This window comes from Planktothrix sp., from assembly GCF_046067725.1.
Classification (GTDB): Bacteria; Cyanobacteriota; Cyanobacteriia; order Cyanobacteriales; family Microcoleaceae; genus Planktothrix.
This window is the reverse complement of record NZ_JBJUDF010000218.1, coordinates 1-24,632: the sequence shown is the minus strand read 5'-3', so window position 1 is coordinate 24,632 and position 24,632 is coordinate 1. Positions and strand designations below refer to the sequence as shown.

The 24,632-nt window shown below is 40.2% G+C and carries 18 protein-coding genes, 2 tRNA genes and 3 pseudogenes; 7 read left to right on the top strand and 16 right to left on the bottom strand.

From position 1 onward, the window contains the following. Window positions 1–20: 20 nt before the first annotated feature. The 3 genes from ACKPEB_RS13350 to ACKPEB_RS13340 form a co-directional block, all read right to left on the bottom strand. Window positions 21–1,061 carry a diguanylate cyclase gene (locus tag ACKPEB_RS13350; RefSeq protein ID WP_408965415.1) on the bottom strand — a complete coding sequence of 347 codons (1,041 nt, stop codon included), beginning with the start codon at window positions 1,059–1,061 and terminating at the stop codon, window positions 21–23. A 4-nt stretch (window positions 1,062–1,065) separates the two neighbouring features. Beyond that, window positions 1,066–4,884, bottom strand: coding sequence for a response regulator (locus ACKPEB_RS13345; protein ID WP_408965414.1), 3,819 nt, complete (start codon window positions 4,882–4,884; stop codon window positions 1,066–1,068). Window positions 4,885–5,222: 338 nt separating this feature from the next. Beyond that, window positions 5,223–5,306 carry a hypothetical protein gene (locus ACKPEB_RS13340; RefSeq protein ID WP_408965422.1) on the bottom strand — a complete coding sequence of 28 codons (84 nt, stop codon included), beginning with the start codon at window positions 5,304–5,306 and terminating at the stop codon, window positions 5,223–5,225. Window positions 5,307–5,451: 145 nt separating this feature from the next. Between ACKPEB_RS13340 and ACKPEB_RS13335 the strand changes: the two genes are divergently transcribed. The 3 genes from ACKPEB_RS13335 to ACKPEB_RS13325 all read left to right on the top strand — a co-directional run bounded on the left by ACKPEB_RS13335 (window position 5,452) and on the right by ACKPEB_RS13325 (window position 6,637). Then, complete coding sequence (locus tag ACKPEB_RS13335; protein WP_408965413.1) at window positions 5,452–5,946, top strand: helix-turn-helix domain-containing protein; 495 nt, start codon at window positions 5,452–5,454, stop codon at window positions 5,944–5,946. Between the two features lie 65 nt (window positions 5,947–6,011). After that, window positions 6,012–6,302 (top strand): nucleotidyltransferase family protein, encoded by a 291-nt coding sequence (locus ACKPEB_RS13330; protein ID WP_408965412.1) that lies wholly within the window; start codon window positions 6,012–6,014, stop codon window positions 6,300–6,302. Further along, a complete protein-coding gene (locus ACKPEB_RS13325; RefSeq protein WP_408965411.1) occupies window positions 6,299–6,637 on the top strand; it encodes a DUF86 domain-containing protein in 339 nt (112 codons plus the stop codon). Before ACKPEB_RS13330 ends, ACKPEB_RS13325 begins: the two co-directional genes overlap by 4 nt. 700 nt (window positions 6,638–7,337) lie before the next feature. Here the strand turns inward: ACKPEB_RS13325 and ACKPEB_RS13320 are convergent. From ACKPEB_RS13320 to lipA, 8 genes and pseudogenes are all read right to left on the bottom strand, one after another. Next, window positions 7,338–8,705: a UDP-glucose dehydrogenase family protein gene (locus ACKPEB_RS13320; protein ID WP_408965410.1), complete on the bottom strand. Its 1,368-nt coding sequence runs from the start codon at window positions 8,703–8,705 to the stop codon at window positions 7,338–7,340. A gap of 218 nt (window positions 8,706–8,923) precedes the next feature. Next, a pseudogene (locus tag ACKPEB_RS13315) lies at window positions 8,924–9,538 on the bottom strand (NAD-dependent epimerase/dehydratase family protein); the annotation flags it as partial. A gap of 33 nt (window positions 9,539–9,571) precedes the next feature. Further along, window positions 9,572–10,051: pseudogene (locus tag ACKPEB_RS13310) on the bottom strand (LAGLIDADG family homing endonuclease); the annotation flags it as partial. 369 nt (window positions 10,052–10,420) lie between these two features. Then, window positions 10,421–10,852, bottom strand: a pseudogene (locus ACKPEB_RS13305) (GDP-mannose 4,6-dehydratase); the annotation flags it as partial. Between the two features lie 216 nt (window positions 10,853–11,068). Continuing rightward, window positions 11,069–12,250, bottom strand: a complete 1,182-nt coding sequence (locus ACKPEB_RS13300; RefSeq protein ID WP_408965409.1) for a HetZ-related protein — start codon at window positions 12,248–12,250, stop codon at window positions 11,069–11,071. Window positions 12,251–12,737: 487 nt separating this feature from the next. Continuing rightward, a complete protein-coding gene (clpS, locus tag ACKPEB_RS13295; protein WP_408965421.1) occupies window positions 12,738–13,031 on the bottom strand; it encodes an ATP-dependent Clp protease adapter ClpS in 294 nt (97 codons plus the stop codon). Window positions 13,032–13,223: 192 nt separating this feature from the next. Further along, window positions 13,224–15,329 carry a DNA-binding protein gene (locus ACKPEB_RS13290; protein WP_408965408.1) on the bottom strand — a complete coding sequence of 702 codons (2,106 nt, stop codon included), beginning with the start codon at window positions 15,327–15,329 and terminating at the stop codon, window positions 13,224–13,226. Between the two features lie 13 nt (window positions 15,330–15,342). After that, a complete protein-coding gene (lipA, locus tag ACKPEB_RS13285) occupies window positions 15,343–16,212 on the bottom strand; it encodes a lipoyl synthase (protein ID WP_408965407.1) in 870 nt (289 codons plus the stop codon). Window positions 16,213–16,300: 88 nt separating this feature from the next. On the opposite strand from lipA, the gene ACKPEB_RS13280 reads away from it, so the two are divergent. Then, window positions 16,301–16,374: transfer RNA gene (locus ACKPEB_RS13280), tRNA-Pro, on the top strand. 403 nt (window positions 16,375–16,777) lie between these two features. Here the strand turns inward: ACKPEB_RS13280 and ACKPEB_RS13275 are convergent. Further along, a tRNA-Asp gene (locus tag ACKPEB_RS13275) sits at window positions 16,778–16,851 on the bottom strand. A 182-nt stretch (window positions 16,852–17,033) separates the two neighbouring features. Here ACKPEB_RS13275 and ACKPEB_RS13270 point away from each other — a divergent pair. Beyond that, window positions 17,034–17,960 (top strand): glutaminase, encoded by a 927-nt coding sequence (locus tag ACKPEB_RS13270; RefSeq protein ID WP_408965406.1) that lies wholly within the window; start codon window positions 17,034–17,036, stop codon window positions 17,958–17,960. On the opposite strand, the gene ACKPEB_RS13265 is transcribed toward ACKPEB_RS13270, so the two are convergent. From ACKPEB_RS13265 to ACKPEB_RS13250, 4 genes are all read right to left on the bottom strand, one after another. Beyond that, entirely contained in the window at window positions 17,953–19,107 is a 1,155-nt protein-coding gene (locus tag ACKPEB_RS13265; protein WP_408965405.1) for an NAD(P)/FAD-dependent oxidoreductase, read from the bottom strand. The genes ACKPEB_RS13270 and ACKPEB_RS13265 overlap by 8 nt on opposite strands. 55 nt (window positions 19,108–19,162) lie before the next feature. After that, window positions 19,163–20,626: a bifunctional orotidine-5'-phosphate decarboxylase/orotate phosphoribosyltransferase gene (locus tag ACKPEB_RS13260; RefSeq protein ID WP_408965404.1), complete on the bottom strand. Its 1,464-nt coding sequence runs from the start codon at window positions 20,624–20,626 to the stop codon at window positions 19,163–19,165. Window positions 20,627–20,661: 35 nt separating this feature from the next. Further along, window positions 20,662–21,867 (bottom strand): glycoside hydrolase family 10 protein, encoded by a 1,206-nt coding sequence (locus ACKPEB_RS13255; protein WP_408965403.1) that lies wholly within the window; start codon window positions 21,865–21,867, stop codon window positions 20,662–20,664. Between the two features lie 118 nt (window positions 21,868–21,985). Next, window positions 21,986–23,212 (bottom strand): DUF1501 domain-containing protein, encoded by a 1,227-nt coding sequence (locus ACKPEB_RS13250; protein ID WP_408965402.1) that lies wholly within the window; start codon window positions 23,210–23,212, stop codon window positions 21,986–21,988. Between the two features lie 151 nt (window positions 23,213–23,363). Between ACKPEB_RS13250 and ACKPEB_RS13245 the strand changes: the two genes are divergently transcribed. Both ACKPEB_RS13245 and ACKPEB_RS13240 read left to right on the top strand, forming a co-directional pair. After that, window positions 23,364–23,903 carry a peptidoglycan-binding domain-containing protein gene (locus tag ACKPEB_RS13245; protein WP_408965401.1) on the top strand — a complete coding sequence of 180 codons (540 nt, stop codon included), beginning with the start codon at window positions 23,364–23,366 and terminating at the stop codon, window positions 23,901–23,903. Window positions 23,904–23,923: 20 nt separating this feature from the next. Beyond that, the gene (locus tag ACKPEB_RS13240) at window positions 23,924–24,349 is read left to right on the top strand and encodes a DUF29 family protein (protein WP_408965400.1); all 426 of its coding nucleotides are present in this window, start codon (window positions 23,924–23,926) and stop codon (window positions 24,347–24,349) included. Window positions 24,350–24,632: the final 283 nt, after the last annotated feature.

Genomic DNA, 24,632 nt, shown 5'->3' with positions numbered 1-24,632 from the left:
AGTTTTTTTCTATCCGAATACTAAGCTGTTACCGATTGACTATTCCCTTCTATTAAATGATTCACTTCAATTCGATTTCTACCTGCCAATTTAGCTTGATATAACGCTTGATCTGCGGCAAAAATAAACTGGTCAATAGATGCTTCTACATGGGGAATAATGGTTGTAAGTCCTAAACTTAAGGTTAAATAAGGTTCAACAATTGAACCTTGATGAATAATCATTTTTTCTTTAATTAATTTTCTCGCTCGTTGAGCCACTTCCATTGCCCCTTCGACGGGTGTATTGGGTAAAATGATCGCAAATTCTTCACCCCCATAACGAGCCACTAAATCCGCCGGGCGACGGGAGCATTTTGTTAAAATACAAGCCACTATCTTTAAACATTCATCTCCCGCTTGATGACCATAAGTATCATTATAAGCTTTAAAAAAATCCAGATCACATAATATTAAAGATAAGGGTAATTTTTCCCGTTTCAGGCGTTTCCATTCTTCCTGTAAATATTCATCAAAACAACGACGATTAGAAATTTGAGTTAAGCCATCAATTAATGCTAACCGTTGTAATTCTTGATTAGCTATAGCTAATTTTTGGTTGGTTTCTTCCAGTTGCGTTGTTAATAACCGTTCCCGTTCAATTTGATGTTTAAGTTCTGCCATCACCCAACAACTTTGGAAAATTCGACGCACCCGTTGACGTAATACTGCCCAATGAATCGGCTTAGTAATATAATCCATTGCCCCCACCTCAAAGGCTAAATCAACAGAGGCTTGGTCTTCTAATACGGTAATCATTAAAATCGGTGGACAATTCTCTCCTAAACGCTGTTTTAATTCATGACAACAGGTAAATCCATCAATTCCAGGCATCATGGCATCTAAGAGAATAATATCTGGCATCAATTTTTGACAAATTTCTAAACATTCTTCTCCCGTTGCAGCTTCCATTAAACGATATCCTTCTCGTTCCATTGCTCGACGCAAAACTAAACGAATGGTTTTCTCATCATCAACAATTAAAATTAGGGGTTGGCTGGGTTCAAATTTAGAATGGCTCATTTGATTAGATTCGGATTAATTCTTGCTGCAATGCGACTTTAACGTTTTCATATTCTTGGGTTAACTGCTCTATTAAAGATTCAACATGACCCACTAAACCTGTACGTCCTTTGACCTCTAATTCACCAGCAAGTTCAGCTAAATGTACTGCTCCTACCGTAACACTTAAAGACTTGAGCGCATGAGCCGATTTTTGTAGCATCAAAGCGTCTTGATTGGTAATTGCGTCCTGTATGGCTTGTAAACGTTGAGGAGCATCTTCTAAATAACTGTTAAACACCTCAGCTAATAGAATATCGGCATCTTCTCCTGCCATTAATCTTAAACTATTGATGGTTTCTTCATCTAGGGAACTGTTAGTGATGGAGTCTTGAATTTGAGATGATAAATATGGGTTATTAATGACAGATAAATGCTGAGACACAGAGGATAATTTTTGAGGATCAACTAACCCTTGAGAAGAGCTATTTTTAAAATTTTTATAACGCTCAAAAGCCTCAATTAAAGTTGTTATCCGAATGGGTTTACTAATATAATCGTCCATTCCTGCATTTAGGCATTCTTCTTTATCTCCTTGCATAGCATGGGCAGTCATAGCAATAATCCAAGGACGAGAAACTGTTGGCCATTCTTTACAAATAGAGCGCGTCGTTTCTAAGCCATCCAATTCTGGCATTTGTACATCCATGAAAACAATATCATAGGGTTGACGTTGTAAGGAGTCAATCGCTTCTAAACCGTTATTAGCAACATCCGCCCGATAGCCTAAACGTTGTAACATTTTGAGCGCAACCATTTGATTAACCGGAACATCTTCCACTAACAAAATTCTTAAAGATAAAGTTTCTGCCAAGGGAGAATATCGAGGTGTTGACGTTGGAAAAAGCTGGATTGTCGTTGGTTGATGGCTGAGAATTTGAGCTAAAGTCTTATAGAGTTGAGATTGTTTAATCGGTTTGGTTAAGCTGGCAGCAAATAAATTTTTAGAAGAGGCATCTTGAGGTAAAAAATAACCTACAGAACTTAATAAAACCAAGGGTAAATGTTGAGTATAGGGTAACGCATGAATACAGTTAGCTAAACTTAAACCATCCATTTGTGGCATTTGCATATCAATAATTGCCAAATCAAAACCTTGATCTTGAACTAATAAAGTTAAGGCTTCTAAGCCAGATTCAACTGCTTGCACAGTCATTCCCCAAGATTGAGCTTGTAAGGTGAGAATTTGACGATTAGTGGCATTATCATCCACAATTAATAACTTTTTATTTGATAAATCAACAGCCACCGTTTCCCTCTCAAAAAGGGATTGATTGGGGTCTGATTCAAGGATTAAGGTGACATAGAAAGTTGACCCAACATTAGGGGTACTTTCTACCCAAATTTTACCTTGCATCATTTCAGATAAACGTTTACTAATCACTAATCCTAATCCCGTTCCTCCATAACGTCGAGTCATGGAAGAATCCACTTGACTAAAGGGTTTAAATAATCGTTCTCTGCGTTCTTCAGGAATTCCGATTCCCGTATCTTTAACCGCAAAGTGAAGTTGATATAACGGTGATGGAGTTTCCTGTTGTATTGATTCAGCATCAATAGAAATAATCACCTCTCCCGTTTCAGTAAATTTAACAGCATTACTCAACAAATTGACTAAAATTTGTCGAATTCGAGTGACATCTCCGAGGAAAATTGCCGGGGTAGAAGGGGAAATTAAATAAGCTAATTCTAAATTTTTCCGATGGGCAATAGGGGCAATTAAATCTAAAGCTTCTTCAACACAAGTGCGTAGATTAAAGGGATGTTTTTCTAAATCTAATTGATCGGATTCAATTTTAGAAAAATCAAGAATATCATTAATCACCGTGAGTAACGTATCACTACTGGTGCGAATAATTTCTACAAATTCCTGTTGTTGAGAGGTTAGGTTCATATCTAATAATAATCCTGTCATCCCAATCACTGCATTTAAGGGAGTCCGAATTTCATGACTCATCATGGCTAAAAATTCACTTTTCGCACGATTGGCAGTTTCTGCTTGCAGTTTAGCTTTTTCTAATGCTAAATTTTGTTGGGAAAGTTGTTCTCCTTGACGAATTTCTTGCTCTAAAATTTTGCCTTGGGCTAAGGCAATTCCCACTTGAGCAGCAACGGCTTCTAAAAGTTCAATTTCATGTTCTGTCCAGTCTCGAAAGCGATCACACTGATGTAATGTAATTACGCCATTGGGTTGACCTTTATAGGATGTTCGTACCGCTAAGATAGATTTTAATTTAATCTGACGACAAAGAACTTTAAGGGTTACTAATAAAGGCTCATTGTAAACATTAGATATAGCCATTGCTTGTTCTTGAACAATTAATTGTTTCCCATAGGGATTGTCCTGAATTGAAATTTTAACTCCCATTAAAGAGGGATAACCTGCAACTAGATATTCAGCCACAACTGGCAATTCTGAAATCGGATGTTCAAGATAGGTATGAATTAAACATCGATTGACCCCGAAGGTTTGCCCTAACAGTTGGGCGGTTGTTTCTACAATGCGTTTTGTATTTAAACTTTGGCGAATTTCTTCGGTAATGGTTTTTAGTAAAATGGCTTGTTTAACTTGTTCTTTTAATTGTTCTTCAGCTTCTTTGATTTTAGTAATATTAAAATGAATCGCTAAATATTGAAACGGTTTATTTTCTGCATCTAAAAATGGAACAATTGTTGTATCGATCCAATAAAATTGACCGGATTTAGATTGATTTTTAATTTCACCTTGCCAAACCTTCCCTTGTTGAATCGTTGACCATAAATCCGTAAAAAATTCAGGAGGATGATAACGAGAATTAACAACTTTATGGGTATAACCCATTAATTCTTCTTTAAAATAACCGGAAATTTGGCAAAATCGTTCATTAACATAACTAATCTTTCCTTTACCATCTGTCATGGAAACAATAGCAGCTTGATTGAGGGCAAACTTATGAAAAGCTAACTCCCGTAAGGTTTTTTGTAAGGCTTCTTGAGAACGTTTCCGTTCGGTAATATTATTACCAATGGCTAAAAATCCGGTAATTTCTCCGTCTTGATTTTTTAAAGAGGTGATTGAAAGTAACACCGGAAATCGATCACCATCTTGACGGATATAAGACCATTCTCGCTCATCAATATCTCCTTTTAAAGCTTTAGCTATAAATACTTCAAAACCCGGTTGAATCGGAGTTCCTAATTCTTGAGACAATAACACAGCCCGTTGTTTGATTTCTTCGGGATCATGAATGAATTCAAGGGTTTGATGTTCAATGATGTCTTCGGCTGAATAACCTAATAATTGTTCTGCGGTTTTATTAAATGTCCGAATACTGCCATCAATTGTTGTCGAAATAATGGTATAATTCGCACTATTGAGAATTGCTTGTTGTAGCGTTGTGGTTTCTTCCAGAATTTTGCGAGTTGCTTCTTCTTTACGAATTTGTAGGATTAATTTTTGATTAATTTCTTCTAGTTGTTGAGATTTGACTTTAGAACTTCTAGCAAAATACAACGTTAATGCGGAACTCAACCCAATCATTAATCCCCCTAATAAAATAACTGTTGATAGGGGTGATTTAACGTTTTGCCTCAAGGATGAACTTCTGGCTAAGATTACTTGCAATTCTCGTCCATCAATCTTGAGATGTTTGGTTTCTTTTTGTTGAATATAATTTTTAGGATTTTGATGGTAATCTTGAGGGATTAACCCAGACCCCGTTAGAACCATTAAACCAGAAATTCCAGTTCCTGTTAGCAAGGGAATCCAACCAATTTTTTTAAAAATCTTGTTTAAAATTATCATTAATATCTCTCCCTTAAAACCAAAAAGATATCTTTTTACGGTCAGTTTTAGAAAGCTTATTTTGCTTAATATTTTTATATAATTTTACAGGTGAAATCTAGCTGATCAAGTCCTTTAATTCAATATTATGACAATTTGGCTGATATGATTCTTCTGTTTTTTAAATTAACTCGGATTTTAGATCAATGATAACTATGTTCTAGGTCAGATTCGGACATCCATCATGGCACTCACCTGAATTGTAGAGCATCCTATGTCCTTACTCACTTGATTTCGTTGCTATTCTATATCCTTTTATTTCACTCTTCTCCCATTCTTCTTCTTCTATCTCTATTATCTTATTTTGTGCTTCTTTTAGACTTAATGGCACTCTTGTTATCCATGTATCCCACTTTTTTATTGACTTCTTCTACTAATTCCATCTCATCTATTACGCCTGCTACTATTCCTAAATGGTCTAAATTGACGATTTATATCGCTTCTAAAGGGTTTTTCATATTTTTATTTGTTCAGCTACTCTCATTCTTATTCTACATCAAAAATGATTACTGTTTTTAGCATATTTTAATGCACACTTTAACATCAGAATCTCTGCCCCAACCCGAGGAAACGCTGGGTGAATACGTGCGACGGCTGCGAAGATTGAAGCGTTTGAGTCAAGAGCAGTTGGCGCAAGGGTGTGGGTTGCATTTGCAAAGTATTGGGAAGATTGAGCGCGGGTTAACGACTCGTTTGAGTCAGAAGGCAAAACAGGGTCTAGCTCAGGTGTTGGGGGTTCCGGTGGCCTATTTGGAGGCGGCGGAGCGAGGGACGGGGGTGGAGATGTCTCATGCGCTGAAACTGTGTCTGCACTGTTGGACACCGGGGACAGTACCGGAGTTGGGGTGGACTGACCCCAAGGCTAAGTTTTGTTTTTTGTGTGGGGAGGGTCTGTGCGATCGCTGTCCTAAGTGTTCTCATCCCATCACGTCTGAGCAATATCGGTTTTGTCCGATGTGTGGTCAGTCTTATCGGGATGGAAAGCACAAAGCTGTTGAGTTGAGAAAGACAGAGCAGAAATAAGAGTTAGAAAATCCAACAATAGAAAATATGCTAAAGTTGAAAAAAAATTATCAAGAGTTTAAAGGATGAATTTAAGAAACTTATTACAACAAAAACGAGAAGAAATTCTCAACCTGGCTACTCAATACGGTGCTTACAATGTGTGTATCTTTGGGTCAGTTGCACGAGGGGAAGAACGGGAGGATAGTGATATCGATTTTTTAGTGGAGATGGAACCGGGACGAAGTTTGTTAGATTGGATTGGGTTAATGCAAGATTTGGAAGACCTTTTAGGTAGAAAAGTAGATGTGGCAACAGTTAAGGGATTGCAAGAATATTTCCGGGAACAGATTCTTAGAGAAGCGGTTTTACTATGACGAATGATTTGATGTACCTTCGAGATATTCTTGAACGGATTGAACGGATTGAGACCTATACTCAAGGGGGAGAGGTTGAATTTTTTCAGACGACTCTTATTCAAGATGGTGTAATTCGGAATTTTGAAGTGATTGGAGAAGCGATTAAGCAACTTTCCCCTGAATTAAGGCAGAAGTACCCAGCTATTCCTTGGCGCAAACTCGCAGGGTTTAGAGATATTCTCATTCATGCTTATCGAGGAATTGATTTCCGATTAGTCTGGAATACTGTTGAACAAGATTTACCTCAAATTAAAAGCTATATTTTATCCATCATTCAATCATTAGATGTTTAATGACAAAACTATCATAGCCGGATGATAAAATATAATCTATATATAATTTTAGAATGAGTTTAAACTTAACTTTAAGTCAAATTAAACCCTCCAAACCGATTCAATATTATTCTAATACCGCCTTCCTTAATGAAGTTGATTTACTCACAGGGTGACAACCCCGTCAAAAACCTGATCGAGAGGGAATGGAGGCAAATTGCGGTAAAAAAAGATGGGGTAGTATTCGTGAAAAAGCCCCATCAAGTCAAAATGATTCCTCAATTTTACCAGCTTGATTGTGTTTATGGTCAGTCTAATTTGGTACCAACGTGCTATTCCTTTATATTGGCGACTATAGCGCTACGCATTACAGTTAGGACATTTCTGAATTCTCAAACCCTTTCACTTCTTACTGTTCCCTGTTCCCTGTTCCCTTGCGCGTAGCGCTATAGGAATGGAGTTTTTTCAAGAAATTGTCAATGAATTAATGCTCATCAGACGTAACAAGTTGCCTTTTTTTCAGAGGGGGTTAAGGGCTATGTCCTTGATTTTATCAACCTTTTAACGGGGTTGTCACCCCGTCAGGCATCCGACTCCTGACTCGCCAGAAGGTTTCATTCTCGCTTCTAAGGACTGCAAGTATCAATGAAAAATCGGAAGACAGAAAATCAAATTTTCCATCTTCCGTTCAAGTTAAATGAAATTTTGAAAGCCGTGGATTTTAGTGACCAATCCCAATATATTGAAACCCAGCACTTTCTAATTTTTTACGATCTAAGAAATTACGTCCGTCGATCATAAATGCAGAGTGCATTCTTTTCGCCATTTTTGCATAATCAAGGTTGTGGAATTGTGTCCAATCTGTAATTAAAACTAAAGCATCACAGCCATCGGCTAACAATTCAGGATCGGTTTCAACGATCACACCCGTTAAGCCATGACGCATTCCACTTTGAGAAATAATCGGATCATAAGCTTTAACTTTTGCGCCTAAACGGTTCAATTCTTGGATAATATTCAACGCAGGAGCATCTCGTAAATCATCCGTATCCGGTTTAAACGTTAACCCTAATAATCCAACGGTTTTACCTTTCAAAATTTTCAAAGCTTGTTGTAATTTTTCAATAGCAATGGTACGCTGACGGTTATTAACTTCTACGGCGGCTTTTAACAATTGAGCTTCATAATTATAGTCATCGGCGGTATGAATTAAAGCCGAAACATCTTTCGGGAAACAGGAACCGCCCCAACCGATTCCCGCTTGCAAAAACTTATTCCCAATTCGAGAATCTAAACCAATTCCTTCCGCCACTTGTTTAACATCAGCACCGACGCGATCGCAAATATTAGCAATTTCGTTAATAAAGCTAATTTTGGTAGCTAAGAACGAGTTAGCGGCATATTTAATCATTTCAGCCGAACTCAGATCCGTTAACACAATGGGAACCGGAGGTAAGGAAGGGTGATCGGAATATTTTCGGGATACTAACGGTGCATATAATTCCTGCATCACACCTAATGCTTTTGCGCTATTACTTCCTAACACAATCCGATCAGGATTAAAGGTGTCATAAACAGCCGAACCTTCCCTTAAAAATTCGGGGTTACTCACCACATCAAATTCAGCTTCAATAGGAGTTCCCGCTATCCCTTTAGCTTTTTGCTGTTCTGTTACCCCATCTAAAACAATCATTCGCACCCAGTCACCCGACCCAATCGGGACAGTCGATTTATTGACAATCACCTTATAACCGGTGGTGAGGTTAGCACCAATCCCCCGTGCCACTGCTTCCACATAACGGGTATCACTTTCACCCGTTGGTAAAGGCGGAGTTCCAACGGCAATAAATAAGACCTCACCCTGTTCAACACCTGCACTTAAATCCGAAGAAAAATCCAGACGTCCAGATTCCATACAGGATTTCATTAATTCAGGTAATCCCGGTTCATAAATGGGGGATTGTCCCGACTTCATTAATTTAACTTTTTCTTCGTTATTATCAATACAAATGACATCATGCCCAATCTGTGCTAAACAAACTCCTGTAACTAAACCGACATATCCTGTCCCAATCACACAAACACGCATAAATGTATCCTCAAATTTTTGACAATATGCTAACAAGAAGAAGTCAGAAGATAGAAGGAAGAGGAACTGTAAGTTGTGGGGTGCAAAGTGCAGAGTGCAGAGTGCGGAGTACGATGTTTAGGGAAAGCCATAGGAGTTCATTATTTCTCCCCCTGCTCCCGGTGTTCCCCCTGCTCACGGTGCTCCCCCTGCTCACGGTACTCCCCTATCTTCTATCCTTAAGATGGGTAGATGCGTTGCCGAAAATCCTCCACTGTTAATTCTAATCCTTGATCGAGTGGGATTGTTGGTTCCCAATTCAAATACGTTTTAGCACGAGTAATATCAGGTTGTCGCTGTTTTGGATCATCTTCCGGTAGCGGTTTAAATTGAATTTCAGCATCAGGGTTAATCAGAGTTTGAATTTTTTGGGCTAATTCCAAAATCGTATATTCCCCTGGGTTGCCCATATTAACAGGGCCAATATAATCACTATTCATCAAACGGATGAATCCTTCTACTAAGTCTGATACATAACAAAAACTTCGGGTTTGGGAACCATCCCCATAAACCGTTAACGGAATTCCTCGCAAAGCTTGAACGATAAAATTACTTACCACACGGCCATCATTTTCTAACATTCGCGGGCCATAGGTATTAAAAATTCGTACCACCCGAATATCAACTTCGTTTTGACGATGATAATCAAAGGCTAAGGTTTCCGCCACCCGCTTTCCTTCGTCGTAACAGTTACCACAAAAGGCAACTCGTCCATTACGGCGCACACAAATAACATGATTTTTCACATTCACACAATACACTTTCCCGACATAGTGAAACCGTTCGGGTTCAACTAAATTGGCATCAACGGCGGGACGGATATTGACGCGATAGAGATCACGTCCGATGGCATGGGAAACAACAGAAGCGGTATATCCACAACGCAGGGCTAATTCTTGTACATCGTTAGCTAATTGCTTAGATTTGCTATAGTAAGTATAATAATCACCCCGTTGACTTCCATCTCCTAAAATTAAGGCGTTGAAAAGAATTAAGGATTGACGTCGAGACAATTGTAAAAACTCACGGGGAATATATTTATCACCGGATTGACCCAAAGGTAATAAAATCTCTGCTAATTGTTGACTACAAATCCGAAATTGATGGTGATCAGAATCAAAAAATTTCCAAGGTAAGCGTTGGAGACAGTTGGCAATTTTAGCTCGTCCTTCAGGGTTTTCTTGAGCAATTAAGATGTTATAGTCCGCCACATCATAATCAGTACCCCCCACCGCACGCACCCGTCGCCGGACATGAACACAACCTTCAGAAATGTAATAACCCAGGAATTCTAACCAGTCATCCATTTTGACTTTTTCCACCCGCACTTTCCCATGACGTGGTGCTGGGTCTAAATCAAATTCTTCTTGGTCTGAGGCATCAAATTCTGCACCCGTGACCACTCGCCATGAATGCCAGTGTTTGTCCTCCCCCGCTTGAATTGATTTTAATTTTCCGGTTTTACCCCGAACATACATCCAGTGGTTGGGGGTGACGCAAAGATCAAATTTACTGTTAGCAAACCGCAACATTTCCCCAATATAGGGTTGAACAATATATTCATCAGGAACGTGATATTCAATTTGATGGTTTTCGTTGAGGGTGGCAACTTTGACACCGGGTTGCAAGTTAGGGAACTGAACCCAACCTTGCTCGGTTAAAATTTCCGTTTCTGGATCGTAACAGGATCGAATCCCAATACAATTGACATTTCCGCGATACTCTTCGGTTTGGGGATGAACATCAGGATCACCATAAACTTCAGAGGTTGACGCCAAGAAAAACCGAGCTTTGATCCGTTTGGCTAACCCTAACATATTCAGGGTTCCCATCATGTTGGTTTTGATCGTCTTAACCGGGTTGTATTGGTAATGAACGGGAGAAGCGGGACAAGCTAAATGATAGATTTGATCCGCTTCTAAGCGAATGGGTTCAGTAATATCATGGCGGATCAGTTCAAAATAGGGATTGCCAATCCATTTGAGGATATTCCGTTTTGTCCCCGTAAAAAAGTTATCGAGGCAAATCACTTCATGGCCTTGTTCCATTAAGCGATCAATCAGATGTGAACCAATAAAACCTGCGCCACCTGTGACTAAGATTCTCATGCGTGCACTCGCTCAAAAATTGTAGAGAATAAAAGTTGGATGGACAACAATCTATTTGTGTCACCCTTGTCATATTTAGTCCAATAGGTTGCTGTCAATTCCACATCCATCCTACTCGATTTTGGAAGCATCAAATTGAAGTTTTACTAAAAATTTAGAGACGTGCGATCGCACGTCTCTACAGGTTCATCCATTTGTTTCTAACAGAACTCCTCATTAGGCTAGAGCTTCGCTATTGCGGTAGCTGAAGGCCATATCAAGGAGTTTAGCCCAACGTTTTTGGACTTGTTTCGGGGTGCATTTTAAAGCAGAGGCGATGGTTTTATCACTATCTTCTGTTTCTTTGAGTTGTAATAACTTTTGTTGATCAGCCGATAATTGTGTCAGGAACATTTCCCATTGTTGAGTGTTCATTCCTAATTTTTGGTTAATATCAGCACCTAACCATTCATGAACAAGTTTCCAGTTGGTAGACCGGGCAAATTTTTCAACGTGGTATTTAAACCGTTGTTGCAGATAGTCCCGTTGACGGGGAGTTAAACCCAGAGCTTTATCAATATCACAAGCTTGAAGATCTTGGATTTTCAGGTTTAAATATTTGACACAATCGCTTTGTCCTTGAGATTCTAAATATTGAACCAATTCGGCAATCACCCGATCTCTTAAAACACTTTCAGCCGGATCAACGGTTTCTGATACCATTTTTTCTCGAATTTGCTGCATGGCTGAGGTACGACTTTGAGCTTCCGCTTCTTCGGTTTTACCGCCTTCAACGGCTAATTCAATATCCATCGAGGTTTCTGGCGGTTGACCTTTGGCAAAGCTTTGGGCACGTAATACAATTAACCGTTGACGGTTACGACCGGGTAAACCGATTTGACGTTTAGCATATTGTTCGGTAAAGGCCATATATTCGGCTAATTCTAAACGAGTGCGGGGGGTGTAGTCCGCTTCCAAGGCGTGTTCGCGACGAAACGCCCGCAGAGACTCGACATAAAACCCTTGCAGAAAGTCTTCAATTAAGTTGTAACGAGCTTGGAAGCTTAACTGAGACTCAAAGGACGCAACGTGACGATACACCATCGCGGCTAAGTTAGAATGCAGTTCTACCCGACCTTGACGAGAACCGAGTTTATAATAATCTAAGCATTTTTGTAACCGATGACGAGCTAAACTTAATTGCCAGGTTTCCACATCGCCAGAGGTTTGAATGCGATTGCTTTTTTCGCAAATGCGTTCGACTTCTAACGCCATCCGTAGTGTCACTGACCGACCACTAGCGGGAAGGGTTTTGACGATTGTTTGCAGTTCTTGTAATAAAATTTGAGCTAATGTTTGAGAATTAATTGAGTTAAGAGTAACTTGAGAATTTTGAATAGAAATATCTTGTGCAAACATGATGGATGTCCTGGGGTAAAGCACGGTTTATAAAGGCGGAGAGTCAAAGGCGGTTTGTGTTTCCTGATTCAACTCTCTACACTTTGAATAGTAGAAGCAGCCCCCTGGAAGTGGGGATCGGAATGTTCCACTCTTTGAGGTAACTGGTTAGATGCCTTTGTGTATTCCTCTACATCAAGCAATAGTGCATCACCCTGAAGCTCTTATTTAATCGGTATTACAACCTTATTTTTGAAGCTTTGATCACACCCGATTTAGGTTGAGGTTGCCGATATGATCCATAGACCAGTTTGACAACTGGCTCCCTGAATCTTAAGAAGAGACACTGTAATTGGGAGTTCCTGGGGTGAAGATTTCGGTCAAGGGTCTATCTCTAGTAAAAGTCCGGTGTGTGTAGAGACGGACTGACCCGATCCTTAAGATTAAAAGCGATCGCACCTTTTCAGTTCGATTTCATCAATCGCGATCGCTGGCTTTCAACTCCAAATTAAGCTTTTTCTAAAGGAGCCATTGTTAACCCTTCTCGACTTAATTGTTGATGATATAATTCAGCTTGTTCTAGGGGGCCAACCCAAACCGTTGCTTGACCTTCATAATGAACTTGATTAGTTAATTCCCAAGCGAGATCCGTTGTCATCCCCGGAATATATTGCATCAAACAATGGGCGACGTGCTCAAAGGTATTAAAATCATCATTTAACACAATCACCTTATAATTCGGATAGGGTTGCTTAACGGTTTGGCTGGAACGAGTCGGTGCAACCGTGGGGGAACTTGTCATGGCTTGAATGGATACTACAATTTTTTGACTCATATCAATCAGCTTAATTTCAAGACCTATACAAATTAAAGAATCATGTTTTATCTTCTTAACCCACACCTGAATGATTGCGGTTCGGGGTTGTGTTAGAGTATTATACCTTAAAATTGTTTTGAAGTTCCTATTGGATAATTTTTTTTAAAATAATTCAATTTAAAGTTTACCAAATGCTCCCCAAATTGTACCGGAAATCATCCCCCAAATACTCCCCACTCCAGCCGATACAATAATGGCAGCAATTAATAATGGAGTCGTACCAGTTGTTGAAGAACTATCTAAAAAATGAGCGAAACGGGTCGCACCCAAAACCCCTAAACTGGCTCCAGAAATTGCTCCTAAAAAATTCCCCCAAATTCCTCCAATCAAAGCACCTCTTCGTCCTGATAAATGTAGGGATAAGGGTAAACTAGGAGCACCTCCAATACATCCAAATAATCCTCCCGCGCAAGTTCCACCTAATGTGCCAACCCCCGCCGACACCAAGGCTGTCGCAATCATTCGCAAAGTAATTTCCGATAAAGATGATGTTGTTTGTTCAAATTGCTCCCATCCAACGGCTAGAATTGCTAATCCTATTCCGCCTAATGTTCCAAGATAAGAACCCCAAACTCCTCCAACAAAAGCTCCTCGCCTTCCCCATAATCGCCCAATATTAGGTAAGGATAAAGGAGGTTTAAATAAATGCCAAATTGACCCCCAAATTACACCCATTAACCCCCCCCAAATTAACGCTTGACCAATCAGGGGTTCCTGTTCCATAATTCCAAAAATTAATCCAGCAATCACCGCCGCGACAAAAATTCCTGACCACCCCCCTAAAATTAACGCCACTGCTCGGTTAATTCCCCCAGGTGGAGGAAGATAGATACTAATCACACCCCCAATAAATGCTCCCCACATAGCTCCCACCATTAACCCTCCTAAAATCGCTTCTTTCCCTTCCACAAAGGCAAAAATTAAGGCAATAATAGCTGATAAAACTGACGACCCCCAGAGTCCTCCTAATATCACTCCTTGAAATAAATTTCCGAGAAAAGTTTGTAGATTTAAGTTGGGAGTTTGGGGTAAAACTAAAGTTTTTTTACGGGTTGAAACGGTCGCAGGAGCAGGGTTTGCAGGGGGAAATAAAGAACGGGGATTAACGGGTGTAGGTTTCTGATTTAAAATCCGTTTCCGTTTCCGTTTAAGGGGTTGTAAATGTTGTTTTTGTTGTACTGCTATTCGGGAAGGAAAAGGATCTCGACCGCCTAACTTTTCGGTGCGATCGCACCAAGGGCAAGAATCTAAATGATTGCCATAGCGGTGTTCTGGTTGTTGACTACAGGTCATTAAATTGGCTTCAGCTTCCTTTAAAACCATTAACCAAGTTTTGCCATCCGGTCGAACTTGAGGATGATTAAATCCCCCTTCAAAACATTGAATAAATAATTGTTGTAATTTCGGATATAATAATTCAAAAGGAGGAGCAAAAGGCATTGGTTTATAAGGAACTGGTTTTGTTCCATAAACAAAATGACCCGCCCTCACCCTGGACTCGATGGCTGGAGGGTCGCCACTGCCTTGATAAACCCCCGAAAACGGGTGAGTTCCTTCCATCAACAGTAGAAAAATTAACACCGCTAGTCCAAAGCGATCTTGTTCTGGGGTGCGGTCTAACTCGCGAAAGGCTTGTCCTTGAAGTTCTGGGGGAGTGAATTCGGCTTTACCAACAGGACAACGATAAATTAACCCGGTATCGGGATCTCGAACTTGGAAAGAGTCGGTATCAACGAGGGTAACTAAGGCGGTATCACTAACTAAAATATTCGATTCGTTGACATCTCCAATCACATATCCACTACTATGTAAATCGGCAACGGAAGCGACTAAATTACGAGCCGTGCGATGAAGATATAAATAGTTAAATAAAGGTTTTTGTTCGCGGCGACTTTTAGGAGTATAAAAAATATGAATAGGAGTGGCTTTATGAACTCGTGGCATTAAATAACCCACGATTTGACGTTTTAGGTCGCAGGTATGCAGCAAGTCAACGGGCCATGCGATCGCCGTCATTGGTGGGGAAACCATCGCCGTTGCGGGAGGATAGTTGTACATGACGGTGAGTTTATCGGCGTCTTCGTCGGTGGGTTTATGGTAGATTTTAGCGACTAAATTGGCATCTTCTAAAATGCCATAGATGCGTCCTTCTCCCCCACTGCCGAGGGGAGTATGGGTATCAAGGGTGATGGTTTGTCCGTTGAACTGGCGTTGCAGCCGCATAACAAGTGAAGGGTTAACGGGGATATTCTTCCATTAAAGAGCGAACTTGTTCAGCATGATAGGAACTTCGGGTTAAGGGAGAAGCCACCACTTGCAAAAACCCAATAGACTCGCCAAATTCTCGCCAAGCGTTAAATTGTTCAGGGGAAATAAAGCCAGCAACGGGTAAATGTTTGGGGGTCGGTTGCAGATATTGACCCAAGGTTAAAATATCACAGTCAACGGCCCGTAAGTCTTCCATTGTTTCCCGAACTTCCTCATCGGTTTCACCCAGTCCGACCATAATTCCTGATTTGGTATAAACTTCTGGGGCCAGTTGTCGGGAGCGTTTTAACAATTCTAAACTGCGCTGATAGTCTCCCTGGGGACGAACCCGACGATACAAGCGTTTAACGGTTTCCGTGTTGTGGTTCAAAACTTCCGGTTTTGCTTGCAAAATGATTTCTAAAGCGTCCCAATTGCCACACAAATCAGGAATTAAGACTTCAATGGTGGTTTGGGGAGAAACCGAACGCACCCCGTCAATACATTTAACGAATTGGGAAGCACCGCCATCGGGTAAGTCATCCCGGTTCACGGAGGTGATGACAACATGATTTAGGTTCAGGCGTCGAACTGCTTCCGCTAAACGTTCCGGTTCAGTGGGATCTAAGGGTTGAGGTTTTTTTTCAAAATCAATATCACAGTAGGGACAGGCGCGAGTACAAGCTGGCCCCATGATTAAAAATGTGGCAGTTCCGGCGTTGAAACACTCGCCAATATTGGGACAGGAGGCTTCCTCACAGACGGTGTTTAAGCCTAAGTCCCGTAAAATTCCTTTAACGTTTCCGACGCGCTCCCATTGGGGGGCTTTCACGCGCAACCAGTCCGGTTTGACAACCACGGGCTACCTTTTCCTACTCAACTTACATTTTTTGATCGTAACTGATATTTTATATGTTATACTCACAAATAATGTCTTGTTGAGACACCGGGATGTAGCGCAGCTTGGTAGCGCACCTCGTTCGGGACGAGGGGGTCGCAGGTTCAAATCCTGTCATCCCGATTGATCATGTTTACTACTAACCCCTATCCAAAATGGGTTTACTACCAAAACACGCTACACCCACTGATTTGTAAAGACTGTAAACTCTTAATTGTACGCGCTTTAGACGCAAACAACTATTAAGCAACCAAGTTAAGTTTTCACCCACGCCACAAACCACTAACCATTACCCCGATCAGTAAAGTCATTTTCTTTCTTCCACACAATCAATTCTTGGAATACACAGTGATAAAAATCGCTTTTATTCTACTATTATAAATAACATCAAAAATCAGAGGAATTTCATAGAAAAAGGGTTGAGCACTCGTATAAAGACACGTTTATTGTCCTGAGCTATTGATACCCTATATATCATAGGTTGAATAAATGAAGTTAATCTTCTTTGATTCAAAGGTGTTAAGGACGGGACTGACGGGGCTCGAACCCGCAACTTCCGCCGTGACAGGGCGGTGCTCTAACCAATTGAACTACAGTCCCTTGCTGTTGTTCGTTTTTTGCGACAATTTTTATTATTACTGCTTTTTCTAAATTTGTCAATACTTTGCAGAAAAATTTTTTTTGATCTTCTGAATGAACCTCCGGTGGCCCGTTCCCGACGAAACGAATCACCCAGAATCCGTAACGTTAGACTAAAAGAAAGTCATCAGGAGTGATCAGGAGTGAATCGAGGGGTTAAGCAATTAGACGAATTAACTCAGAAACAATTGGAAACTTGGGCGAAGGAAGCCCAACGTCGCAGTCAATTAGGCCAGTTACCCACCTATATTCCCCAATTAGCCCAGGTCAACCCCCAGGAAGTTGTGGTACAAATCCTCACCCTGACGGGGAAATCTTTTCAAGCGGGGAATCAAAGCCTACGGTTTCCTTTGATGAGTGTGATGAAGCCGTTTTTATTACTCAATCGACTGGTGGAATTAGGAGAGGATGAGGTGTTCAAGCGGGTGGGGGTTCAACCGTCAGATCAACCCTTCAATTCCCTAGAGCAACTTCAAGCTGATGACGGATGGCCAAGAAATCCCATGTTAAATAGTGGGGCGATCGCCTTAGCCGCCTTACTCCCTGGACAGAATGCGGGTTCTCGCTGCGATTATCTTTGTTCTTGGTTAAATCAAACCGCCCATTGTCAGTTAGTGTTAGATCAAGCCATTCTGGAGTCGGTGCGTTCGGCGCCTAACCCTAGAAACCAAAGACTGATTGCGAGACTCCAAGGGTCAGGTTATGTCGAACATCCTGATTTAACCCTGGATACTTATAACCAAATTTGTTGTTTATCGGCTACGATTTCCGATTTAGCAGAATTGGGTTTATTATTAGTAAAACCGCCTGATCTTAAATGGCAAGTTCCGAGTCGGATGGTGAAAGCATTAATGATGACCTGTGGGTTATACGAAGCATCAGGACAGTTTGCGGTAGATGTTGGACTTCCAACCAAATCGGGGGTAAGTGGGGCTGTTTTATCAATTATTCCGCAACAAGGAGCGATCGCTTGTTACAGTCCTCCCCTTGATCCTGAAGGAAATTCTGTGGGAAGTTTATTTTTAATTCAAAAAATCGCTCAAAGTTTAGGGTTAAGTGTGTTTAATTAGACTGAATGAATTGTCGAATTTCATCAGCCGTTGCGGGTGCTAATAAAATCCCATTTCGATAATGTCCCGTTGCTAATAAAATATTAGAAAATCCGGGTAAATTACCAATGACTGGGGCGGGAATTCCTTCAGGGCGAGGGCGTAACCCTGACCAAGTTTTAAGAATCGTTGCTGTTTCTAACGCCGGACACATGGCGATCGCTCCTTTTAATACTAAGTCTAAAGGTTCAGAATTAACCAAAATTTCTTGATCATTTTCAGGAAATTCAACCGTTGCGCCGACCCAATATTCTGCATTTCCTAACGGTACAATATGAACATCATTTCCGGTAATGACAGGTTCTAACCCTAATGTTCCTAACGGTTGAATACAACGAACTTGCAAGGCTTGTCCTAAAACTGGACGAATTTTAATCGGTTTTTTGGGTAGGGTTTCAGATTCCAAACTGGAAATTAAGGGTGTTGTTCCTAACCCGGAAGCGATCACCACCCAATCAAAATTAAAGTCTCCTACATTCGTTTTAACTTGTTGTGTTTCTGGAGTTTTTAAGGGTTCTAAAGATTCGACTTTTACTCCCCATTGAAAGGTAACTCCTCGCTGTTGAGCCGCTTCAACTAAAGCTAACGTTAATTGAGTGGGATCAATTTGTCGATCGTTCGGAGAATAAACTGCACCCAAGACTGGTTTTGTGTTAATTTGAGGATAGCGAGTTTGAATTTCCGTTGGGTTTAACCATTCTAATTCCAAGCCTTGGGAACGCCGCAGATTAATTAACTGATACCATTTTCCTAATTCTTCCTCAGCATAACATAATAATAAAATTCCTTGACGATTAAAGGGAATGTTTTGACCTGTTGCTGCTTCTAATTCAGGAATTAAGGTTTCATAACGCTGCATACTATACTGTCTGAGTCGCCACGCTCGTCCCTTGGTTTTTTGGCTAATAATTCCCATTAAAACCCCTAATGCAGCTTTTGTTGAATTGGGGGTAAAAAGGTTAGAATTTTGATTGATCAACTCAGAACTTGTATCTACAGCCAGAGGATTTTGATCGATAACTGTAATGTTTAAATCGGGATTTTGGGAAAGTTCATAAGCAATGGTGGCTCCAACTACGCCACAGCCAATAATAGCAATAGAAGTCATAGGGTTTTAGGGAACAGGGAACAGTCAGCAAAGTTATTTTCATTTTAACTAATTTTTAAAACAAGTTAAATTGTTCCTCTGTAATTCGGTTTGACTCATATAAAGTTTCGGCAATTTCAGATAACGTTAACACTGCATGGGCGTTATAATGATTTTGTTTTAACCGTTGTTTAACTCCTCGTTCATGATCAATTAAAACCACAATATCATCAACTTTTAATCCGGCTGATTTGAGCTTTTCTGCTCCTTTCATGACACTATTTCCTGTAATTAAAATATCATCAACGACAACAATTGTTTCTCCGGGTTGAAAATGTCCTTCAATTAAACGTCCAGCACCATAGGCTTTGACTTCTTTTCGCGGAAAAATCATCGGACGTTCTAACCGTAAAGATAACCCGGTTGCTGTGGGTAAAGAACCGTAGGGGATACCTGCTATTCGGTCAAAAGTTAAGGTTTCTAAAATTTCTGCATAAGCGGCTACAATTTGATGGAAAATTTGCGGGGTTGAAATAATTCTCCTTAAATCAATATAATAGGGAAAAATTTCACCGGATGCTTGCACATGATCTCCAAAAATAATACAACCAATATCATACAGTTGTAAAATTAAATCTCGATGGGGTTGATGTCTTAAAAAACAAACATCGGGTAACCATAAATCACAGGTTGGATTTCCTTCTATTACCTGTTGTCGTTCTTGATTAATTTGATCTCGTAATTGTTTGATTCCTTGACTGACATTTTCTTGTTCTAATAGTTTGGGGGGGATAGGTAATAATAATCCTGACCCATTTAAACTTAATCCCGCCGATAAAAGCGGCATTAAATCTTCGATGTCGGTTAAATCATTTTCTTCTGCTATATCTCCCTGTAATAAAATTAAACGTTCGGGTGCGGCTTGGCGAATTTTTGCTAACATATCCGGTACCATTCCGACTTCTAAACCCAATTGTTCGGGTGTTCCCCAAGTTTGAGACGCATTGACTAATTCTAAATATAAAGGTTGGTCTGGTTGGGGGTATTCTTGAATAATGGATGCAGAAGAATTAGCTGTCGCACATAAAATAAAAACGGCTTTATCAGGATAAACTAGAAACGGTGCAACTTGATCTAATCCAGCATAAGGTGTGAGGGTACAAGCATCGACTTTTAACTGTTCAAAGACAAAACGGGCAAAAACTGTACCCGAATTTAGATCACTGTGTTTTGTATCTAAAATGATGGGGAGATGAGGGGGAATTAAGGTTAGGATTTTTTCTAATAATTTTAACCCTGGAATTCCTAATGCTAAGTAAAACCCAAATGAGAGTTTATAGCAACAAACTAACTCGGAAGTTTCCCGAATTACAAAATGTAACCATTCTTGCCATTGTTCAATTATATCAAAGCGATCGCCTTCAATCCCGCCAGGATTTTCTCGATTCAAAATATGGCGATCAGGGTCAGGATCTAAAGCGACATAAAGTAAACTATTTTGTTGTTCAATTGCGGTTAATAATTTATCAAAAAAGTTCATGGTTAAATGTGGGTAATTGGATCATTAACAATTTTTTATCTCAAAAAACCTCTTGAAGCCGGATAATAAAAAAGGGATTGAAATTTAGATTGCCTTTCCTGTATGGGTTCTGGGGCTTCATCCCATAAACTTTCATAGAAAAAGAACGCAAACCCTAAGCCATTTTGTCGGGCTACTTGTACCTTAGCTTGGATTTGTTGTATTCCTATCGGTCGATTTCTTAACCCTGTTAAAATCCCCACTCCCGTTGGAATTTTTGCTTTTGCTTCTTTGATTTCAGGTTGAGTTAATTCTTGAACAAAACTCGGTAAATCTGGACGATAAATCTGCACAATTAATTCATCGACTAAATTTTTTTTCACCCAACTTACCCAATCTTGAAGATGACGATTATAAGCGGTATGATAAGGATTTGGCGCAACAGAAAAAATCGCTTTCGGATTTTTTTCTTTCACTGCTTTCTGTAATTTCTCTACAAATTGTGTAATTTTATTCGCTCGCCAACGCACCCAAGCTTCATCTCTAGGATTACTCGGAGGAGATGCTTTCGTTTCTTGTTGATACAATTTAATTGTATAAGGATCATAACCAAATTCAACGGGTAAACTCAAATGATCATCAAATTGAATTCCATCGACGGGATATAAGGTCATAACTTCTATTACCAAATCAATGATTAATTGTTGTACCTGATGATGAAAGGGATTTAACCAAACGACTTCTCCCGCGACACCTTCCCAGGTTTGACTTCCATCTTGGCGAGTGGTTAACCATTGGGGATGATTTAAAGCTAATTCGGATGATGGGGGCGCCATAAATCCAAATTCAAACCAAGGAATCACTAATAACCCTTTTTGATGACTTTGGGTGATTAAATCTGCTAAAACATCTTGTCCTTGTAATCCCCGACGAATAAACGGTTGAAACCCCCGTGCTTGAGCGACTCCACTGGGATAGAACACATAACCGGAATTCCAAACCACTGGATAAATTGTATTAAAATTTAACCGAGCCAGTTGATGGACGGCTTCCTGTAATTTAGCATGATCTCGGACAATATCGCTATCATTCGTCGTCATCCAAACACCTCGGATTTCTGGGAAAGTTTGGGGAGAAGTCGTCAGACCCGGATGGGGGGATAATAAAACTGTTAACCCGATTCCCAAAACCATCAAAACTATTGATTTGAGGATTTGGACTGTTGGTTTAGAAACACTATATCGCCACGAACCTTTCGCCATGAAACCTAAGTTTATAAGTGGATAGAAGAAATCAGCAATTTAGCAGATCAATCAGTATTTTTAAAGTATTTTAATAATCTACCAAACTTTGATGCGTTTCTAACCAGCCATCACAATTTTAGACAAAATTTAAAGTTTGAGCGGGGGTAAAGTTGGGAAACACTCGGCGGAGTTGCTCAGAATTTAGCTGATATTGGCTTGATAAAATAGAGGAAATCACGGCTCTAAAATCCGTTGTTACGTTTAAATCTCGTTCTTCAAATAACTCAGATTTCGCTAAACCGGGCCATTGACCATAAACTTTTCCTCCTTGGAGGGCTCCGCCTAAGAGCCACATGACGTTCCCATAGCCATGATCAGTCCCTCCATTGCCATTTTCGCCAACGGTGCGACCAAATTCCGACATCACCACAAGGGTTGTATCTCGATAAACGTCTCCCAACCGTTCGACTAAGGTGGCTAACCCTTCTGCTAGGGGCGTTAAACGGTTGGCTAAGACGCCTTGAGTGGCTCCTTGATTGATGTGGGTATCCCATCCTCCCAACGCCATAAACGCCAGTTGAATACTTGGATCTCGAACTAACAAACTGGCCAGTTGTCGAGCTTCTCCCGCAAATCCTTTGGGTAAGGGTGCTCCTTGGTTCGCCGCTTCCATTTCTGCGTCTAATTCCTTCAGGAGTTGTTCACGGGCGGCTCGGCCTTCTCGATAGGCTAAACTGAGGGCATCGTTACTGGCGTAAAGTTGATCAAAGGCAGCCTTAACTGGTTCTCGATCAATGGGGAGTTCGCGGGTACTATTAGAATTGAGGGTAATATTGGCGACGGATTGAGAACCGGATAAAATCCGGGGAATTGCGGTTCCCACGCTGACGGCTTCAACGGGGGTTTGTCCAGGTAGCACACCTAATAAACGGTTCATCCATCCATCAGGGGTTTTTGCAGTGTTGGGGGTTCCCGTCTCTAACTGGTCTTGGGCTTCAAAGTGAGAACGGTTAGAAAGGGGAGAACCTGCGGCATGAATAAATGCTAAACTGCCTTGTTTCCAAAAAGGCATCAGGGGGGATAAAGCCGGATTTATTCCAAAAAAACCATCTAAATCTAAGACTCCTTTTTCTTTTCCGGGTTTGGGAATGGCAATCACAGGACGAGCGCTATAATATTCAGATTCACCATAAGGAACCACCACATTTAAACCATCAATTCCACCTCGGAGGAAAATTACAATTAAGCGTTTGGGTGAAGGGGAAGTTGCCAGACTTTTTGCCACCCATCCGTGAGTTCCAAAAGTCGCGATCGCTGACGTTCCTAATAGTCCTACAAACTTTAAAAATCGCCGTCTATCCATTGGGTTAGCCTCATTTAGAATCGCCGAGATTCGGATAATTTTTGTTCAGGAGTTTAGAATAATGATTAAATATAAATAAGATTCTATTAACTGTTGTTTAGTCTTCCTATAGGATAACACAAAACCGGAATATTGAGAGGAGAAATTCAGCATGATTTTAAAACGCGGTGAAATCGGAGCCAAGGTTCGGGAAATTCAAGATCAGTTAGAACGATTAGGTTATAATATTGGGCGATTGGGGATGCCCTTTGATGAACATTTAGAAGCCACAATTAAAGCTTTTCAAGAAGAGATGGAATTACCGGTTGATGGAATCATTGGAGAAGTCACTCGCCAAAAAATTCAAGAAACTGTAGTTCAGCTTGAAAATTCTACGGCTGTTAATCAAAATTCGGGGGATTTGAACCAACAGAACCTGCCCCCAGTTGCCAATGAAGTCGGGGATTTTATGAATGGGAATTGGCAACGATGGCGGGTGATTTGTTCTAAAACTTTAAATGCGCGGAGTGGCCCCGGATTTAACTATTCTATTGATATGAATTTTCCCCAAGATACGATATTAATGCTCCATCCTGAATATCGTTATCCGATTAAATTTGATTTAGTGGGTAAACCTTGGTTAGTCGTTTCTTATCAAGGCGGTGCGTTTTTTATTCGAGCTAATCAACGATTTATTGAACCTGTTGTTTAATTGAGAATAAATTGAGGATTATGGAAGAACTCTTAACTTTAAAAAACTTGCTCCTCAAAGGAGATATTGTCGGGTCATTAGCTATTGTTGAAGAATTGGAAGAAATGAGCCGAGATGATAAGATTAATAATATTATTAGTTATAGTATTATTTTATTGATTCATTTAATTAAGCAACAAGCGGAAAACAGAACGACTCGTTCTTGGGATATCTCAATTCGCAATTCTATTCGACAAATTCAACGAAAAAATAAACGTCGCAAAGCAGGAGGGTATTACCTGAATTCTGAAGAGTTAGCGGAAGCCTTAGAAGCAGCTTATCCTGATGCTATTGATCAAGCCTCTTTAGAAGTCGAGGAGGGACGTTATCAACCGGAAGAGTTAGAAAAATTTGTGAATAAACAGAAGATTATTAATCGAGCATTAATGTTAATATTAGAGGGTTGAAACTCAGAACGCAAAAACCCGGTTTCTGAACCCAAAATCAAGCTTTTTGCTCTGAGCCTCAATGAGAAACCGGGTTTGTTAAACCCTGTGCGTAAGTCCTGAAACTCTAAAATAAATCGGGTTAGTCGTTATCTAAATTCCATAAAAAATCCCGATCTTCTTTGGTAAATTGCCGTAAAATTAAGCGTTTTGTTTCTAAAAAAATATCCATTTTTAGGTTAAACCTCATGCAAACTCAAATCCAAGATATCCAAGATTCTACAAAACCCAATATTGCGATCGC

What these genes read in the sequence shown, in the direction of transcription:
- ACKPEB_RS13350 (WP_408965415.1), bottom strand. Translation starts at nt 1,061, where the DNA reads ATGAGCCATTCTAAATTTGAACCCAGCCAACCCCTAATTTTAATTGTT.
- ACKPEB_RS13345 (WP_408965414.1), bottom strand. Translation starts at nt 4,884, where the DNA reads ATGATAATTTTAAACAAGATTTTTAAAAAAATTGGTTGGATTCCCTTG.
- ACKPEB_RS13340 (WP_408965422.1), bottom strand. Translation starts at nt 5,306, where the DNA reads ATGGAATTAGTAGAAGAAGTCAATAAAAAAGTGGGATACATGGATAAC.
- ACKPEB_RS13335 (WP_408965413.1), top strand. Translation starts at nt 5,452, where the DNA reads ATGCACACTTTAACATCAGAATCTCTGCCCCAACCCGAGGAAACGCTG.
- ACKPEB_RS13330 (WP_408965412.1), top strand. Translation starts at nt 6,012, where the DNA reads ATGAATTTAAGAAACTTATTACAACAAAAACGAGAAGAAATTCTCAAC.
- ACKPEB_RS13325 (WP_408965411.1), top strand. Translation starts at nt 6,299, where the DNA reads ATGACGAATGATTTGATGTACCTTCGAGATATTCTTGAACGGATTGAA.
- ACKPEB_RS13320 (WP_408965410.1), bottom strand. Translation starts at nt 8,705, where the DNA reads ATGCGTGTTTGTGTGATTGGGACAGGATATGTCGGTTTAGTTACAGGA.
- ACKPEB_RS13300 (WP_408965409.1), bottom strand. Translation starts at nt 12,250, where the DNA reads ATGTTTGCACAAGATATTTCTATTCAAAATTCTCAAGTTACTCTTAAC.
- clpS (WP_408965421.1), bottom strand. Translation starts at nt 13,031, where the DNA reads ATGACAAGTTCCCCCACGGTTGCACCGACTCGTTCCAGCCAAACCGTT.
- ACKPEB_RS13290 (WP_408965408.1), bottom strand. Translation starts at nt 15,329, where the DNA reads ATGCGGCTGCAACGCCAGTTCAACGGACAAACCATCACCCTTGATACC.
- ACKPEB_RS13265 (WP_408965405.1), bottom strand. Translation starts at nt 19,107, where the DNA reads ATGACTTCTATTGCTATTATTGGCTGTGGCGTAGTTGGAGCCACCATT.
- ACKPEB_RS13260 (WP_408965404.1), bottom strand. Translation starts at nt 20,626, where the DNA reads ATGAACTTTTTTGATAAATTATTAACCGCAATTGAACAACAAAATAGT.
- ACKPEB_RS13255 (WP_408965403.1), bottom strand. Translation starts at nt 21,867, where the DNA reads ATGGCGAAAGGTTCGTGGCGATATAGTGTTTCTAAACCAACAGTCCAA.
- ACKPEB_RS13250 (WP_408965402.1), bottom strand. Translation starts at nt 23,212, where the DNA reads ATGGATAGACGGCGATTTTTAAAGTTTGTAGGACTATTAGGAACGTCA.
- ACKPEB_RS13245 (WP_408965401.1), top strand. Translation starts at nt 23,364, where the DNA reads ATGATTTTAAAACGCGGTGAAATCGGAGCCAAGGTTCGGGAAATTCAA.
- ACKPEB_RS13240 (WP_408965400.1), top strand. Translation starts at nt 23,924, where the DNA reads ATGGAAGAACTCTTAACTTTAAAAAACTTGCTCCTCAAAGGAGATATT.